The sequence below is a fragment of the Streptomyces sp. NPDC020958 genome (assembly GCF_055562175.1).
Map to the genome: position 1 here is coordinate 173557 of NZ_JBVHFU010000014.1, position 13881 is coordinate 187437.

The 13881-nt window shown below is 71.0% G+C and carries 17 protein-coding genes; 9 read left to right on the plus strand and 8 right to left on the minus strand.

Features of this window, described 5'->3' with window-relative positions:
- Positions 1-17: 17 nt before the first annotated feature.
- The 5 genes from ACZ3KP_RS32190 (at position 18) to ACZ3KP_RS32210 (ending at position 3765) form a co-directional block, all read left to right on the plus strand.
- On the plus strand, positions 18-815 hold the full coding sequence (locus tag ACZ3KP_RS32190; protein ID WP_467503862.1) for a sugar phosphate isomerase/epimerase family protein: 798 nt from the start codon (positions 18-20) through the stop codon (positions 813-815).
- An 80-nt stretch (positions 816-895) separates the two neighbouring features.
- Complete coding sequence (locus ACZ3KP_RS32195) at positions 896-1177, plus strand: Arc family DNA-binding protein (protein ID WP_366888591.1); 282 nt, start codon at positions 896-898, stop codon at positions 1175-1177.
- On the plus strand, positions 1174-1566 hold the full coding sequence (locus ACZ3KP_RS32200; protein WP_467503739.1) for a PIN domain-containing protein: 393 nt from the start codon (positions 1174-1176) through the stop codon (positions 1564-1566). Before ACZ3KP_RS32195 ends, ACZ3KP_RS32200 begins: the two co-directional genes overlap by 4 nt.
- 28 nt (positions 1567-1594) lie before the next feature.
- Positions 1595-3007, plus strand: a complete 1413-nt coding sequence (locus ACZ3KP_RS32205; RefSeq protein WP_467503740.1) for an AAA family ATPase — start codon at positions 1595-1597, stop codon at positions 3005-3007.
- On the plus strand, positions 3004-3765 hold the full coding sequence (locus ACZ3KP_RS32210; RefSeq protein WP_467503742.1) for an HNH endonuclease family protein: 762 nt from the start codon (positions 3004-3006) through the stop codon (positions 3763-3765). Before ACZ3KP_RS32205 ends, ACZ3KP_RS32210 begins: the two co-directional genes overlap by 4 nt.
- Here the strand turns inward: ACZ3KP_RS32210 and ACZ3KP_RS32215 are convergent.
- Together ACZ3KP_RS32215 and ACZ3KP_RS32220 are read right to left on the minus strand one after the other, a co-directional pair.
- A complete protein-coding gene (locus ACZ3KP_RS32215) occupies positions 3755-3982 on the minus strand; it encodes a DUF397 domain-containing protein (protein ID WP_467503744.1) in 228 nt (75 codons plus the stop codon). The two genes, ACZ3KP_RS32210 and ACZ3KP_RS32215, sit on opposite strands and share 11 nt — an antisense overlap.
- Positions 3969-4793 carry a helix-turn-helix domain-containing protein gene (locus ACZ3KP_RS32220; protein ID WP_467503746.1) on the minus strand — a complete coding sequence of 275 codons (825 nt, stop codon included), beginning with the start codon at positions 4791-4793 and terminating at the stop codon, positions 3969-3971. Before ACZ3KP_RS32220 ends, ACZ3KP_RS32215 begins: the two co-directional genes overlap by 14 nt.
- A 128-nt stretch (positions 4794-4921) precedes the next feature.
- Here ACZ3KP_RS32220 and ACZ3KP_RS32225 point away from each other — a divergent pair, with 128 nt between their 5' ends.
- Both ACZ3KP_RS32225 and ACZ3KP_RS32230 read left to right on the plus strand, forming a co-directional pair.
- Entirely contained in the window at positions 4922-5122 is a 201-nt protein-coding gene (locus tag ACZ3KP_RS32225; RefSeq protein WP_467503747.1) for a hypothetical protein, read from the plus strand.
- Entirely contained in the window at positions 5119-5400 is a 282-nt protein-coding gene (locus tag ACZ3KP_RS32230; RefSeq protein ID WP_467503749.1) for a hypothetical protein, read from the plus strand. Before ACZ3KP_RS32225 ends, ACZ3KP_RS32230 begins: the two co-directional genes overlap by 4 nt.
- Positions 5401-5421: 21 nt before the next feature.
- Here the strand turns inward: ACZ3KP_RS32230 and ACZ3KP_RS32235 are convergent, their stop codons facing one another.
- The gene (locus ACZ3KP_RS32235) at positions 5422-6735 is read right to left on the minus strand and encodes an RHS repeat-associated core domain-containing protein (RefSeq protein WP_467503750.1); all 1314 of its coding nucleotides are present in this window, start codon (positions 6733-6735) and stop codon (positions 5422-5424) included.
- A 196-nt stretch (positions 6736-6931) separates the two neighbouring features.
- Between ACZ3KP_RS32235 and ACZ3KP_RS32240 the strand changes: the two genes are divergently transcribed.
- On the plus strand, positions 6932-7999 hold the full coding sequence (locus tag ACZ3KP_RS32240) for a DNA polymerase III subunit beta family protein (protein ID WP_467503752.1): 1068 nt from the start codon (positions 6932-6934) through the stop codon (positions 7997-7999).
- Positions 8000-8200: 201 nt separating this feature from the next.
- On the opposite strand, the gene ACZ3KP_RS32245 is transcribed toward ACZ3KP_RS32240, so the two are convergent.
- The 5 genes from ACZ3KP_RS32245 to ACZ3KP_RS32265 all read right to left on the minus strand — a co-directional run bounded on the left by ACZ3KP_RS32245 (position 8201) and on the right by ACZ3KP_RS32265 (position 13295).
- Positions 8201-8953, minus strand: coding sequence for an ABC transporter ATP-binding protein (locus ACZ3KP_RS32245; protein WP_467503753.1), 753 nt, complete (start codon positions 8951-8953; stop codon positions 8201-8203).
- A 4-nt stretch (positions 8954-8957) separates the two neighbouring features.
- Positions 8958-10565 carry a benzoylformate decarboxylase gene (mdlC, locus tag ACZ3KP_RS32250; protein WP_467503754.1) on the minus strand — a complete coding sequence of 536 codons (1608 nt, stop codon included), beginning with the start codon at positions 10563-10565 and terminating at the stop codon, positions 8958-8960.
- Positions 10562-11320 (minus strand): ABC transporter permease, encoded by a 759-nt coding sequence (locus tag ACZ3KP_RS32255; RefSeq protein WP_467503756.1) that lies wholly within the window; start codon positions 11318-11320, stop codon positions 10562-10564. Before ACZ3KP_RS32255 ends, mdlC begins: the two co-directional genes overlap by 4 nt.
- Before the next feature lie 245 nt (positions 11321-11565).
- Positions 11566-12402, minus strand: a complete 837-nt coding sequence (locus ACZ3KP_RS32260) for an ABC transporter permease (RefSeq protein ID WP_467503758.1) — start codon at positions 12400-12402, stop codon at positions 11566-11568.
- Positions 12399-13295 (minus strand): ABC transporter substrate-binding protein, encoded by an 897-nt coding sequence (locus ACZ3KP_RS32265; RefSeq protein ID WP_467503760.1) that lies wholly within the window; start codon positions 13293-13295, stop codon positions 12399-12401. The genes ACZ3KP_RS32260 and ACZ3KP_RS32265 overlap by 4 nt, the downstream gene beginning before the upstream one ends.
- A 244-nt stretch (positions 13296-13539) precedes the next feature.
- Between ACZ3KP_RS32265 and ACZ3KP_RS32270 the strand changes: the two genes are divergently transcribed.
- On the plus strand, positions 13540-13860 hold the full coding sequence (locus tag ACZ3KP_RS32270) for a GYD domain-containing protein (RefSeq protein WP_467503761.1): 321 nt from the start codon (positions 13540-13542) through the stop codon (positions 13858-13860).
- Positions 13861-13881: the final 21 nt, after the last annotated feature.

Here is a 13881-nt window from a genome sequence, read left to right on the forward strand (position 1 = left end):
GCTTCTCGATCAACCAGATGACCGTCAAGCAGCTCTCACTGCCCGAACTTGTCGACGCCTGCCGGGAACTGGGCGTCCCCGGAGTGGGCCTGTGGCGCGAACCGGTGCAGTCGTACGGCGTCGACGCGACCGCCAAACTGGTCCGCGAGGCGGGCCTGACGGTGACCACCCTGTGCCGGGGCGGCTTCCTCACGGCGATCGACCCGGACGAACGTGCGGCGGCCCTGGCCGACAACCGCCGCGCCGTCGAGGAGGCCGCGACCCTCGGCACCGAGGTGCTGGTGCTGGTCTCCGGCGGTCTCCCGGCGGGCTCCAAGGACCTGCACGGCGCCCGCGAACGCATCGCCGACGCCCTGTCCGTCCTCGGCCCCTACGCCGAGGAGTACGGCGTCCGGCTGGCCGTCGAACCCCTGCACCCGATGTACGCCGCCGACCGCTGCGTGGTCTCCACCCTCACCCAGGCCCTGGACCTCGCGGAACGCTTCCCCGCCCACCAGGTCGGCGTCACCGTCGACACGTACCACATCTGGTGGGACGACCAGGCCCCCGCCCAGATCGCCCGCGCCGGCGCGGGCGGCCGTATCCACACCTTCCAACTCGCCGACTGGACCACCCCGTTGCCGGAGGGCGTCCTGAACGGCCGGGGCCAGATCGGCGACGGCGCGATCGACATGCGGGAGTGGAAGGGCTATGTGGAGGCGGCCGGCTACACCGGCCCCATCGAGGTCGAACTCTTCAATGAAGGCCTGTGGGCCCGAGACGGCCGCGAGGTCCTCAGGGAGACGGCGGAGAGGTTCGTGACACACGCGGCGTAGTTCAGCGAGGCGGCCGAAGAAGTGGACCTGCTCTCCGGCCGCCACCGCACGGCGACGTATACGTGCCGTATACTCGGTGCATGTCCGACGTCATGATCCGTGTGCCCGCCGAAGTCCGTGACCAGCTGGCCGCCGTGGCCGAGGCGCGGGGGACCAGCCTCCGTGCCCTCATGCAGGACATAGCCGCTCAGACGCTGACCCCCGAGCAGATCAGGGAGCGGGCCGACCGCACGCGCGCGCTGCTCGCCGAGCGCTTCGGGCACTACGTCTCGGACGAGGAGTCCGCCGAGATGCGGCGCAAGATGCGGGAGGCCGCCGCCGCTCACCGTGCCGCCTCGGCCGAGCCGGAGCCGAACCCTTGAGCTGGACCGAGCACTACGTCCTCGACACCCCCACCCTCCTGGCGATGGGAGGCGACAAGCAGGTCTCCGGCCTGATCCATGCCGCTGCCGCCAGTGACGACATGCGTCTGTGGGTGCCTGTCCTGTGCCTTCTGGAAGCCGAGCGCCGACGCGCCGGCATCGTCGACCACGTGGGCGTGCTGGTGGACGTCCTCCACATCGTCGAGGACGACTACTCCATGGCGGTCACCGTCGCCGAACTGCTCCGCGTGGGCGTCGATATCGGTGTCTCCGCCGCCGTGCACACCGCGCGGCCGAACCGGACGCTCCCCACGGGCGGCCTGATCGCCTCCGTGGCACCCGAGCCCTACGAAGGACTCGGCGTCGGGGTCATGGACCTGAACCGCTGAGGGCCGCCCGACCGTAGGATCGATTCTCATGTACGTCAGCCGGATCATCGTGAAGGACATCAAGTCCTTCTACGGCCCCCGCGAGATCGACCTCACCCTGACCCGCCCCGACGGCAGCCACGCCGGATGGACGGTGCTCGCCGGGCGCAACGGCTCGGGCAAGACGACGTTGCTGCGGGCCGTGGCGCTGGCGCTCACCGGACCGGCGGTGGCCCGGAGTCTGGTGCCCCAGTTCGAGAACTGGGTGACGGAAGAGCGTACGGCCGGTCAGGTTGAGGTCGAGATCAGCCGTGACACCCAGCACGACCGGTTCTCGCAGGGCCGCCCGCCGGCCCACGACTTCCGGGCCGGGCTTCGTTGGAAAACGCCCCGCGACGGTATGGCGGGCAGAGTTCCGGTCCGCCGGGGCGTCCAGTCCGGGCTCGACGAGATCAGGTACACCAAGGCGCAGACCAGTATCGCCCGCCGTGGTCCCTGGGCCGACAATCCCGCGGGCTGGTTCTCCGCAGCCTACGGGCCGTTCCGGCGGATGGCCGGCGGCTCGGGCGAGGTGCAACGGCTGATGCTGGCGTCCGGACCCGTGGCCAGGCACACGAGTCTCTTCCACGAGGACGCCTCCCTTGCCGAAGGCGTCGCCTGGCTGATCGAACAGCATTTGCGAGCGCTGGAAGGCAGAGGGGGTGCCCGGGGACTGAAGACGTTCGCGCTGGCGCTGCTCGGGGACGGACTGCTGCCGGACGGGTACCGGATCGATGACGTCGACTCCGAGGGGCTGTGGGTCGAGCGGCACGACAGCCGCTTCCCCCTGCGGGAGATGAGTGACGGGTTCCGCACGGTGGCGGCGCTCGTCGTCGACATCCTCAAGCAGTTGCACGACGTGTTCGGCGACGACCTGTGGGCGCCCGGTCCATGGAAAGCCGGAGGCGGGCCGATCGCGCTGATGACACCCGGCGTCGTCATCATCGACGAGATCGACGCCCATCTGCACGTCTCCTGGCAGCGCCGGATCGGTCCCTGGCTGACCGCCCACTTCCCGCGCATCCAGTTCATCGTCACCACGCACAGCCCCTACATCTGCCAGGCCGCCGACCCCGGCGGCCTGATCCGGCTGCCGGGCGTGGACGAGGCGCGCCCGCCCGAGGTCGTCGGCCAGGACCTCTACGACCGGGTGGTGTACGGCAGCGGCGACGACGCCGTCCTCTCCGACCTCTTCGGTCTCGACACGCCCTACTCGGAGCGGGCCGAACAGGCGAGGGCCGAGTTCGTGGAGCTGGAGGCGGAGATCTACGACGGAGCCTCGTCACGGGAGTCTCTCGACCGCTACCGGGAGCTGAAGCAGCGGCTCACCAGCTCGCCGTCGGCCAGAGTGGACGAGGTGAGCGCGCACCTCCGCCGGATCGGGGAGGAGATCACCAGGGGGCCGGGGGACGAAGAGGAGTGATCCGGCTTCGGCGTGCGGTCCTGTCGGCGGGTACGGCGGAACTGCTCAAGGACTACACCGACGAGATCAGGCAGCAGGCCACGGAGAAGGAACGCAAGGACAGGGCGAAGAATCTCTGGGCGAACCGCCGGCAGGTCCGCCCCGCACTCCTCAAGGGACTCGCGGAGATGGCTCCCGGCCACGAGCGCTGCATGTACTGCGGTGACAGTCAGGGTACGGACATCGACCACTTCGAGCCGAAGAGCCTCGCTCCGCTGCGTACCTTCGACTGGCTCAACCATCTGCTGGCCTGCTCGTTCTGCAACAGCAACCAGAAGCGCAACCGCTTTCCCCTCGCGCCCGACGGCAGCCCCCTGCTTGTGGACCCGACAGCGGAGGATCCACTGGACCACCTCCACCTGGTGCTCCCGGTCGGAACGTACCGGGGGCTGACCGACCGGGGCCGGGCCTGCATCGAGGTGTTCGGCCTCAACACGAGAACGGTCCTGGTCAAGGGGCGCATGGACGCCTACGCGACGGCCGGGATCTTCATGCAGCAGTGGCGCATGACCATGGACAGGGGGAAAAGCGACGACGCGAAGAAGATCGTCCGGCTCGCCTGGAACCACCCTCTCGTCGATGTCCTGGTCGCCATGTTCCACCAGGCCGGCCACCCGGCGGCCGGTGATCTGTTCGCCGGGGAGGAGGAGATCCTCGACCTTCTCCTGGATCCCGAACTACGCGCCGCATTCATGCATTTCAGGGGCGTCAGCTACTGATACGTCCGTCCCGCACGGCCCCGACGAACGCGGCCCAACCGTCGCAGGAGAAGACCAACGCCGGGCCGGTGGGTCCCGCTTTGCTGTCACGGACGGGGACGACGGCGTGGCCGCGGGCGACTTCCAGGCATTCGCCCTGGCTGCCACCGCTGTAGCTGGACTTGTACCACCCGGTGAGGATGGAAGCGTCGGAGACGGTGTGCTCACTGCTGGCCATGTGCGTGTTCCTCCGCTGCCGCTCTGACGAGGGCAAGTGACTCCTGCTGCGACAATGCGTCGCTCAGCGCAAGAGCGTAAGCGGTCTGAGAGGCGCTCACCAGGGCCGGATCATCCATCAAATTCCCGGTCAGCAGACCCTCTACGTAGGCCACCGGAGCGGAGTCCTCGAAGCTCATCAGCGTGAGCAGGCTCTCCATGAGCGCATGCGCGCCGACGCCGTACGGAATCACGTGCAACCGCACCCTTCCGATCTCGGCCAAGGCTGCGATCTTGTGCAGTTGTTCGGCCATGACCTGCGGCCCGCCGACGCGGCGTCGCAGCACAGACTCGTCGAGCAGTGTCCAGACGACCGGCTTCAACGGGCCGTCGAGAATCCGGGCACGCTGTGTTCGAATGACAACAGCTTCGTCAAGTTCCTCTGCGGTGTGGTTCGACCGGTAAGCGCGGAACAAGGCGCGCGCGTAGGCCTCGGTCTGAAAGACACCTGGCACCAGGGAGAGCGCGAACTGCTGGATCAGCGAGGCCTGTTGCTCCAGCTCGGCCACGGCCGCGAAGTAGTCGTTGTACTTCGAGTCCAGATCCTCCAGCCACCGCTCGAAGAACCCGTCCGTCTTGAGGGCCCGGTCGACCCGGCGCGCGTCGTCGGACTTCGGCAGCCTCCTCCCCGCCTCGAAGTGGCTGATCAACGTGGGCGAGCACACGACCAGTTCGCCCAGTCCCTCCTGGGTGAGTCCGGCCGCGACGCGCCGCAGTCTCAGCTCCTCCCCGTACTTCTCCCGTTGCGTCCGAGGCTTCTGGCGCTCGCTCATGCGGCCAACTCCCGTCCTGACAAAGGCTCTGTCAAGTCCCCGCCTCTGGAAGCGTAGCCACCTCCGACCCCATTCTGTGAGCGATTCGCTACACAACGAAGTCACCGCAGGTGAGAAAGAAGGTCGGCATGGCACATCTCCTGGCCCGGCTGGTCGAGCCGTTGCTCCGGCTCTTCCTGCCCGCTCGCGGGCGACGGCGCGACACGTATCCGTACTCCTGCCCGTACGTCGGCCGCCCGACGACGTACCGCAGGGGCGAAGCCCCCTTGCGTGGCGAGGACAGCCCGCTCGTCCGCCCCTATCTCGACCACGTGGAGACCTACGCGTGAACGGGCGCCTGCTTCCCTGGACCGGTGCGGACGGCAAGCCGTGTTACCTCGTGGGTGACGGCGATGGTCACGTCTCCCGGCTTGCGGACCAGATCGAGAGTCTGCACCTCGGCATGGCGGACGGCCTGCTGGACCACGCCGCCGCCCTCCTCGCGGAGCACCACGTGGCCCGTGACGAACTGCGCTACCTCGCAGCGCGGTTGACTGAATCCTTGCGTGACGTCAAACGCGTCGCGGAGAGCAGGGGTGCACGGCTGCCGTGTGATCCCGTGGGCTGAGCCACCTCCACCGGGCCGCGACTACGATTTCACCGCGTTCACCCAGGGAGCCAGGGCCTTTCGGTACGCCGGGAGGGACGGATCCAGCCGCAGCGTCTTCGACTTGGGCTCTCCCTGGAAGAACGACACCTGTGCCATGCACGTGTACTGGTCGTCCCCCAGCACCTTCGTGGTGCCGAGCTTGCGGCCGGTCCTCGGCTCGTACACCGTGATCTCGTAGTGGCCCTGCCTGTGGTAGCGGACGTAGCCGTCCAAGTAACTGCAGGTCGTCACCAGTTTGCCCGACTCCTCGTTGGCGACGCAGCCGACGAGCTGTGCCTTCGCCGGATCGGGGTGGTACGTGTCGTGGGCCGGCGCGGTCGGCGTCTCGCCCGGGGACGGGATCGGGCTCGCGTTGACGGACAGCGGCGTCGGGTCCGCGGTGGCGAGGAGCACGGGATGCGGCCCCTTGCCCCGGTACGCAGGCTGGCCTGTCAGAAACGTGGCGGTGCCGTGCGGGAAGCAGTACCCCCAGAGGTCGGAGGCGTCCGTCGCGACGGGGTGTACGGCGACCGTGGGGGTGGCAGGAGCAGTGGAGGTCGCGGTGGAGGCGGAGGACGGCTCCGCCTTCGTGCCGTCACCGCCACCGCCGCCGTCGCCGCACGCCGACCGCAGAAGCGCGACGCCCACGGCCAAGACCGAGACTGTGGCCGGTGCCCTTGTTGTCGCTGCCGCCGTCCCTTCGTCCCTCGTGCGCGGATTCCGCCGACCGCGCCGCTTCCTCAGCATTCTCCCGGCGCAAGTACCCCTGATCAACGGCACTTTGGTCGGTGTCCCGCACTCCGCCCTCACCGACGGCCTGGAGCCGTGGGAGGAATTCTTGGCGCAGTCGATGGCGCACGTGTTCATCGTCGGGTCGTTGTACCAGTCGTCCAGGCCCGTCGGGTCACTGCCCGTGATGGGGTTGTCCGCCGCGTATGTGTACCCGTCGATCTGCTGGGCGCCGGTCAGTTCGAGGACCGGGTCGTCCGAGACGAAACGGCCGATCGTCGATTCGTACTCCCTCGCCCCCGGGTGCGTCAGCCCCGTGACCGCGTCCTGCACCCCGCTCACGAAGCTCTTGTCACCCAGCCAGGCGCTCGAAGTCGGCTGTGGGCCAAGGGGGTTGCCGAACGGGTCGAGCTGCCGCCGAGTGATCGTCTGTGTCGCCGCGTCCACCGCGGTCTCCGCAGTGTTGTGCGCGTCCGTGACCTGCCACTGCAGGGCGCCCGCGCTCGTGCGCACCGCGATGGTCTGGCCCGCCCACTCGTAGTAGCGCACTCCCGTGGTCGCCGTCGCGCCCTTGGCCAGGTGCACCTCGGTGTCGCCCAGATACAGCGTCGTACCCGAGTTGAGTCACATCGACGACGGCTGCAACTGGTCGGCCGCGATCCGGCAACCAGTCTGGACATGCGGCTCGGGCCCTCTTCGCGGAGCATCGCGTGGCGACTGACTCGGCCGGGTTGACCCTCGACCTTGTGCAGGGCCCAGAGTGCCGGGTGTGGAGAGCGACATGCGCAGTATCGGGGAGATGGCCCGCGACAGCGGCCTGGGTGTGAGTGCCCTGCGGTTCTACGACCGTGCCGGGGTGCTGGTCCCCGCCTGGGTGGATCCGGTGAGCGGCTACCGCTGGTACGAGCCCGAGCAGCTGGCGGAGGCCCGGCTGCTGGCCCGCCTGCGCAGGGCCGGGATGCCGCTGGCGGACATCCGGCTGGTGCTGGCCAGTTGGGCCGGCGCCGACACCGATCTGGTTCGGGAACTGCTCCGGGCGCACCTGCGCCGTCTCGAACAGGGGCTGTCCGATGCCCGTGGTGAGTTCTCCGCGCTCCGAGCCCTACTCGATCAACGGGAGAACGTCATGACTTCGCTTCGCACCGACCCCGTCCGCCTGTCCGCCGTCGCGCCGGAGCTGGCCGCCGCGCTGGACGCCGTTCGTTTCGCGGCGAGCACCGATCCCGAGCTGCCGATGCTCGCCGGGGTCCTGTTCGACATCGAGGGCGACAACCTGCACGCCGTGGCCACCGACCGGTACCGCATGGCGGTCGCGCGGGCCGGTGTCGGCGGGCACGAGGGGAGCCGCGTGCAGGTCGTCGTGCCCACTGCGCTCGTCGACGCGATGCGGGCGCTGCTGGACGGCGAGGCATCGGTACTGCTGTCTCTCGACGGTGACCACGTGACCCTGGAGGCCGGGGACAGGCAGGCGGCCGGTCGGTGCCTCGACCACGAATTCCCCGACTACCGTCGGCTCCTGCCCCGGGCCGGCGAACGCCGCGCCGTCGTCGAGGTGGCGGCCTTCCGGCAGGCACTGGAGTCCGGTCCTGTCCGCTCCGCAGAGGCCGGGGCGGCCGACCTCAGCGTGCTCAGGGTGACGGACGGCGGCTCGGTGGTCCTCTGCGCCGACGGCGACGACGACCCGGACCGTGTCGCCGTCAACCGTGAGTTCCTGCTGGCGGCGCTGGCCGCAGGCGCCCGGGACCGACTGGTCCTGGAGTTCGGAGCTCCCACGGCGCCGATCGTGATCCGCCGCTCCGACGACGAGGACACTTTCTCGATGGTGATGCCGGTCCGCCTGGAGAACTGACCGTACGCGCCACGCAGTCACCGCGGAAAAAATCTTGAACTCCCCGTACAACCCTCCCCGTTTCCCGCCTGTCATACGTGGCGTCAGGACTTTCGGAGGGGGATCCGGGGGGATCGCGGGGGTTCTGATCCGGAGGGGAAAGCCGAGGGGGGCCGGTCGACGGACCGGCCCCCCTCGAAGCATGTCCCGGCCGCATCCCTCTCAGGGCGTGCCCCGCACCGCCCGTCCCACCTCCGTGCGCAGTGCCACGAAGGCGGCCGAGGCGCGGGTGGTGATCTGGTCCCGCTCACGTGGCAGGGTGACCGGCAGGTCCCGTACGACCTGGGAGCCGGGGCCGGGGGAGAGGACGACGACGCGGTCACCCACGTACACGCTCTCGTCGATGTCGTGGGTGACGAACACGATGGTCGTGTCGTCGGCCCGGTGGACCTCCAGGAGCAGGTCCTCCAGGTCCTCGCGGGTGCCCGCGTCCAGTGAGCCGAACGGCTCGTCCATGAGCAGCAGCGAGGGCCGGGGGACCAGGGCGCGGGCGATGGCGACGCGCTGCTGCATGCCGCCGGACAGTTCGCGCGGACGGCGCCGGGCGACCCCGTGCAGGCCGACCCGTTCGAGGATGGTCTCGGCCTCGGCCCGGCGGGCGGCACGGGGCAGGCCCCGGCGGCGCAGCGGCAGGGCCACGTTGTCGCGGACGGTGAGCCAGGGCAGCAGCGAGCGGCCGTACTCCTGGAAGACGACCGCGAGCCGCTCCGGCACACCGGTCACCGGTGTCCCGTCGACCGTGACCGTGCCCTCCTGCACGGGCAGCAGCCCGGCGATGGTGCGCAGCAGCGTGGACTTCCCGCAGCCGGACGGCCCGACCACGCTGAGCAGTTGCCCCTGGGGCACGGTGAGGCTGATGCCGTTCAGGACGTGCTGGTCGCCGAAGTGCCGGCCGACGGAGTCGAGGCGCAGCATCCCCTCACCCGGCCCAGGGCTCGTACAGGGTGCCCGCGCTGCCGGTCACCTCGACGTGCAGCAGGAAGGGGCCGGCGTCGTCGCCGAGGCCCAGGGCCTGGTCCAGGGCGGCCGGCAGGTCCGCCGCCTGTTCGGCGCGCGCCGCCGGGCAGCCGAGGGACTCGGCCAGGGCCGGGAAGTCGATGCCCGTGATGTCCGTGCCCGGCACGGCCGGGAGGCCGATCCGGCGGCCCAGCGCGCGGACGGCCGCGTAACCGCCGTTGTCCAGCAACACGTAGGTGACGGGGGCCGTGTGGCGGGCGGCGCTCCACAGCGCCTGCACCGAGTACATCGCCGAACCGTCCCCGACCACGCACACCACCCGGCGCCGGTCGGCGAGCGCCCGGCCCACCGCGAGGGGCAGACCCCAGCCGAGGGCCCCGCTGCCCGTGGTGAGGAAGCCGCCGCCGGATGCGACGGGCACGCGCGCGTGCAGCGCGTCACGGTGGCTCGGTGCCTCTTCCACGAGCACCCGGTCACGGGGCAGCCGGGCGCGCAGCAGGTCGAAGAGCAGCTCCGGGGTGATGTCCCCGTCGGCGGGGGCCGGGGGCGGTACCGGACGGGGCGGCGGAGGATCGCGGTCGGTCTCCTTCAGCAGCTCGGTGAGCCGGGTCAGCGCGGGCCGCAGGGTGGTCACGATGCTGGTGCCGGTGGGCAGCCAGGCGGCCTGCCCGGGGTCGCAGTCCAGGTGGAACAGCTCGGTGCCGGGCGCGAGCGGCGGCCCGCCGTCCGCCACGTGATAGGTGAACACCGGCGCGCCGAGGGCCACCACCACGTCGTACGGTGCGAGCCGTGCGGACAGCGCGCGGGCGAGCGGCGGCAGGAAGCCCTGGAAGAGGGGATGCGACTCAGGGAAGCCGGAACGGCCGGAGAGCGGGCTGATCCACACCGCGGCCCGGAGTCGTTCGGCCAGCGCCCGCACCCGGTCCAGCGCGTCCTCGTCGTCCACGCCGGGGCCCACCACGAGCGCCGGGCGCGCGCAGCCCTCCAACCGGGCGGCGAGCGCGTCGAGGGCGGCCGGGGCGGCCGTGAACCCGGAGTGCACCGCGCGGGGGACGACGTGCTCCGCGGGCCGGTCCCAGTCGTCCTCGGGCACGGACACGAACACCGGGCCGCGCGGCGGCGCCATCGCGACCCGGTACGCCTCGGCGAGCACGGTCGGCACGTCCTCGGCGCGCTCGGGCTGGCGCGCCGACTTCACGTACGGGCGCGGGAACAGGGCCGGTTCGTCGGCGCCGAGGAACGGCCGCAACTGGATCAGCGAGCGCGCCTGCTGACCCGCCACGATCACCAGCGGTACCCGGTCGCGGTAGGCGTTGAAGACGGCGCCGAGCGCGTGCCCCACCCCGCCGGCCGAGTGCAGGCTGACGAGCGCGGCCCGCCGGGTGCCGAGTGCGTACCCGGCCGCCATGCCGACGGCGACGGACTCCTGCAGCCCCAGCACGTAGGTGAAGTCGGCGGGCCAGTCGCGGAGCATCCGCAGTTCCGTGGAGCCCGGATTGCCGAAGACCGTGGTCGTGCCGGTGTCGCGCAGGAACCGTACGACCGCCTCGCGCACCGTGGGTGTCGTCATACCGTCCTCCCTGCCGGGGGTCCCGGGCCGACGAGTCGTTTCCCGACCGCCAGCAGTCCGATGTTGAGGAGGTACCCGAGGGCACCGAGCAGCAGCAGCGCCGACCACACCGTGAGCAGGTCGGAGCGTGTCATGGCGTCGGTGAGCGTGAACCCGATGCCGTCGTCACTGCCCGGCAGCAGCTCCGAGAACACCATCAGGATCAGGCTCAGCGACAGGCTGAGCCGGAGCCCTGCGAAGATCCGGGGCAGTGCCGAGGGCAGGATCAGGAACCACAGCCGCTCGGCCGCCGTCAGCCGCAGCACGGCAGCCACCTGGAGCCGCAGCGGGTCGGTGGCGCGGGCGCCCTCGGCCGAGTTGACCAGCACCGGCCACACGGCGCCGAACACGATCGACGCGACCTGCATGGGCGTACCGACGTCGAAGACGACGACGAACACCGGCACCAGCGCGGGCGGCGGCACGGCCCGCGCGAACTGGAGCACCGGGTTGCACAGCGCGTACGCCCGGCGTGAGCGCCCCACCGCGATCCCGAGGGCGATCCCGGCTACCGCGGCGAGCGCGAACCCGGCCGCCATCCGGCCGAGGCTCGGCAGGAGGGTGCCGACGGCGTCCGAGCTGAGGAACAGGTGGCGGGCCGGACCGGAGAACCACAGCTCACGGGCGTGCCGGACGATCCGCAGCGGCGGCGGGAAGTACACGCTGCGCTGCGCCCGCGCCGCCCACTCCCAGCAGAGGGCGACCCCGAGGAACACGGACCAGCGGAGCAGGAAGGGGAGGGGGAGGGTGAGGTGGACGGGGGCGGAGGTGGTGCCGGGCCGGGGCGGGCCGGTCGCGGAGCCTGGCGGCTTGTCAGAGTACCGGTGCGGACGTGACAGTGGCCGAAGTCGTGCCTGCGGCCTTGGCTGTGCCTGCGGCTCGGGCTCCGGGCCCACCCTCGGTGTCGGCTCTGCCTGCGGCTCGGGCTCCGGGCCCACCCTCGGTGTCGGCTCTGGCTGGGTCATGGGCGGCCACGTCCCGGCTGCGGCCACGGCTGTGGCGGTGTGCGCCGTGCCCTCCGCGCCCCCTCCGGCCGGGGGTCCTGTGCCCAGGCGAACAACCGGCGCTCGGCGCCGACCAGTACGCCGTTGATCGCCAGCCCGAGGACGCCCGCCCACACCACCCCGGCCAGCACGTCCCGGGTGCCGTCGGTGGCGGTCTGGGCCTGGGCGATGAAGATGCCGAGGCCCTGCCCGAAGCCGGAGAGGATCTCCGTCGCGACGGCGATGATCAGGGCGACCGCGGCCGAGATCCGTACCCCGGCTGCGATGAACGGGGCGGTGGCGGGCAGCTCCACCCGCAGCAGCACCGCGAGCCGTCCGAACCCGAAGGCGCGCAGGGTGTCCCTGGCCAGCGGATCGGTCTCGCCGAGGCCGTGGACGGTGTTGAACAGCACCGGCCACACCGAGGCGTACGCGATCAGCGTCACCTCCGTCCGGGTGCCCGACCCGAGCAGCAGCGACACCAGCGGGATCAGTGCGACGGACGGCAGGGGCCGCAGGAACTCGAGCACGGCGCGGGTGGCGGCCTCCACCACCGGCACCGTGCCCAGCAGCAGCCCCAGCGGTACGGCGAGCGCGCAGGCGAGCCCGAGGCCGAGCGCCCAGGCCCGCAGCGTGACCCCGATCCCGTCGACAAAGGCCCGGTCACCCGCCAACCGGACGGCGCGGAACAGGACTTCGGACGCGGGTGGCAGATAGCTGCGCCGGACGAGCCCGGCCCGGGACACCGCCTCGCAGATCCCGAAGGCCGCCGCCGCGCCGAGCAGGCCGAGCAGCGGTTCCTGGCGCCGGGTCATGTCACCAGCAGGGGAGCCGGGTCGATGTCCTTCGTCAGCAGTCCTTGGTCGCGCATGAGCCGGACGAGCCGCCGCAGGACGGTCGGGTCGGCGGTCGGCGGATAGGTGGGCAGGTGGATCGACCTGGCCTGGTCCGCGGTCACCTTGGTGTACCTGGGCAGTTCGGCGCGCACCACGGAGGGGTTCCGTGCGGCCAGTTCGGACGCCGCCTCGACGGCGCGCCGGAATCCGGCGGCCGCCTTCGGGTTCTTCTTCACGAAGCCGGCGGTCGTGACGTACCCGCTGGCGGGCAGGCCCTTCGCCGGTCCCGATCCGCCGTCGAGCAGCACCCGCGCGCCCAACTCGCCCTGGACGGCGGTGTCGAAGGGCTCGACCGCGTGTACGGCGTCCACCTGGTCCCGTTGCAGGGCGGCCCCCATCTGGGGGAACAGGATCTGCCGGTAGACGGGGCGCCCGGCGTGCCGGGCGTCGAGGATCGCGTTCAGGGTCAGGGACTGGATGTTGTTGAGGACGGCGACGCCCACCTTCTTGCCGGCGAGGTCCGCGGGCGACTTCAGGGCGGAGTCCCTGGGCACGAGGACGTCCATCATGTGCGGTGCGATCCGTACGCCTTCGGCGAGGATGCGCAGGTCCAGAGTGCCCTTCTCGTACGCCTGGAGGTAGGTGACGTAGTTCGCGCTCGCGATGACGTCCACCTGGCCCTTGAGCAGCGCGGGCAGCGCCTGGATGCTCTGCTGCACGGGCTGGATGCGCACGTCCAGGCCTTCCTTGGCGAACAGGCCGCGGTCCCGGGCCAGGTAGAGGGCGGCGGAGTCGGTGAGCGGCAGGGCCGCCACGGTCAGCTGCTGCCGCCCGTCATCGGAGTGCGAGGCGCCGCCGCTGTCGCAGCCCACCAGGATCAGCGCCGCCGCGGCGGCCAGCGCGGCGAGGCGTTTCGTTCCCGAATGTGATCGACGTGACCGGTGTAACCGACGTAAAGGCATGTCGGCATCACTACCCGGATCTGTCATGATCTCTACAGGTCCGGACCGGCTTTCGGGGTCTTACGGGTGAATCCGGCCGTCCGTCGACAGGCGGCCGACGCGCCGGCGGGAAGGACACCCGGAGCCGACACGTCACGGGCAGGGAGCACCCGCTATGCCGAAGTTCCTCATCCAGGCCACCTACACGTCCGAGGGCGCGAAGGGCTTGCTCAAGGAAGGCGGAGCGGGCCGCCGCGCCGCCGTGGAGCGGGTGGTCGCAGGCCTCGGCGGCACGGTCGAGACCATGTACTTCTCCTTCGGGGAGGACGACCTCGTGTGCATCCTCGACTTCCCCGACCCGGTCTCCATGGCCGCCGCCGCCCTCACCGTCAAGGCCAGCGGCGCCCTCCACACCCGGGCCACCCCCCTCCTCACCCTCGACGAGATCGACGAGGCCACCCGCAGACAGGTCGACTTCCGCCCACCGGGCGCATAGGCGGACGGGCGCCGGGCCGGG

Bases quoted from the DNA above. Each gene is read 5' to 3' on its own strand.
- ACZ3KP_RS32205 (WP_467503740.1), top strand. From the start codon at position 1,595: ATGTACGTCAGCCGGATCATCGTGAAGGACATCAAGTCCTTCTACGGC.
- ACZ3KP_RS32215 (WP_467503744.1), bottom strand. From the start codon at position 3,982: ATGGCCAGCAGTGAGCACACCGTCTCCGACGCTTCCATCCTCACCGGG.
- ACZ3KP_RS32225 (WP_467503747.1), top strand. From the start codon at position 4,922: ATGGCACATCTCCTGGCCCGGCTGGTCGAGCCGTTGCTCCGGCTCTTC.
- ACZ3KP_RS32245 (WP_467503753.1), bottom strand. From the start codon at position 8,953: ATGCTGCGCCTCGACTCCGTCGGCCGGCACTTCGGCGACCAGCACGTC.
- ACZ3KP_RS32195 (WP_366888591.1), top strand. From the start codon at position 896: ATGTCCGACGTCATGATCCGTGTGCCCGCCGAAGTCCGTGACCAGCTG.
- ACZ3KP_RS32240 (WP_467503752.1), top strand. From the start codon at position 6,932: ATGCGCAGTATCGGGGAGATGGCCCGCGACAGCGGCCTGGGTGTGAGT.
- ACZ3KP_RS32260 (WP_467503758.1), bottom strand. From the start codon at position 12,402: ATGACCCGGCGCCAGGAACCGCTGCTCGGCCTGCTCGGCGCGGCGGCG.
- mdlC (WP_467503754.1), bottom strand. From the start codon at position 10,565: ATGACGACACCCACGGTGCGCGAGGCGGTCGTACGGTTCCTGCGCGAC.
- ACZ3KP_RS32270 (WP_467503761.1), top strand. From the start codon at position 13,540: ATGCCGAAGTTCCTCATCCAGGCCACCTACACGTCCGAGGGCGCGAAG.
- ACZ3KP_RS32220 (WP_467503746.1), bottom strand. From the start codon at position 4,793: ATGAGCGAGCGCCAGAAGCCTCGGACGCAACGGGAGAAGTACGGGGAG.
- ACZ3KP_RS32190 (WP_467503862.1), top strand. From the start codon at position 18: ATGACCGTCAAGCAGCTCTCACTGCCCGAACTTGTCGACGCCTGCCGG.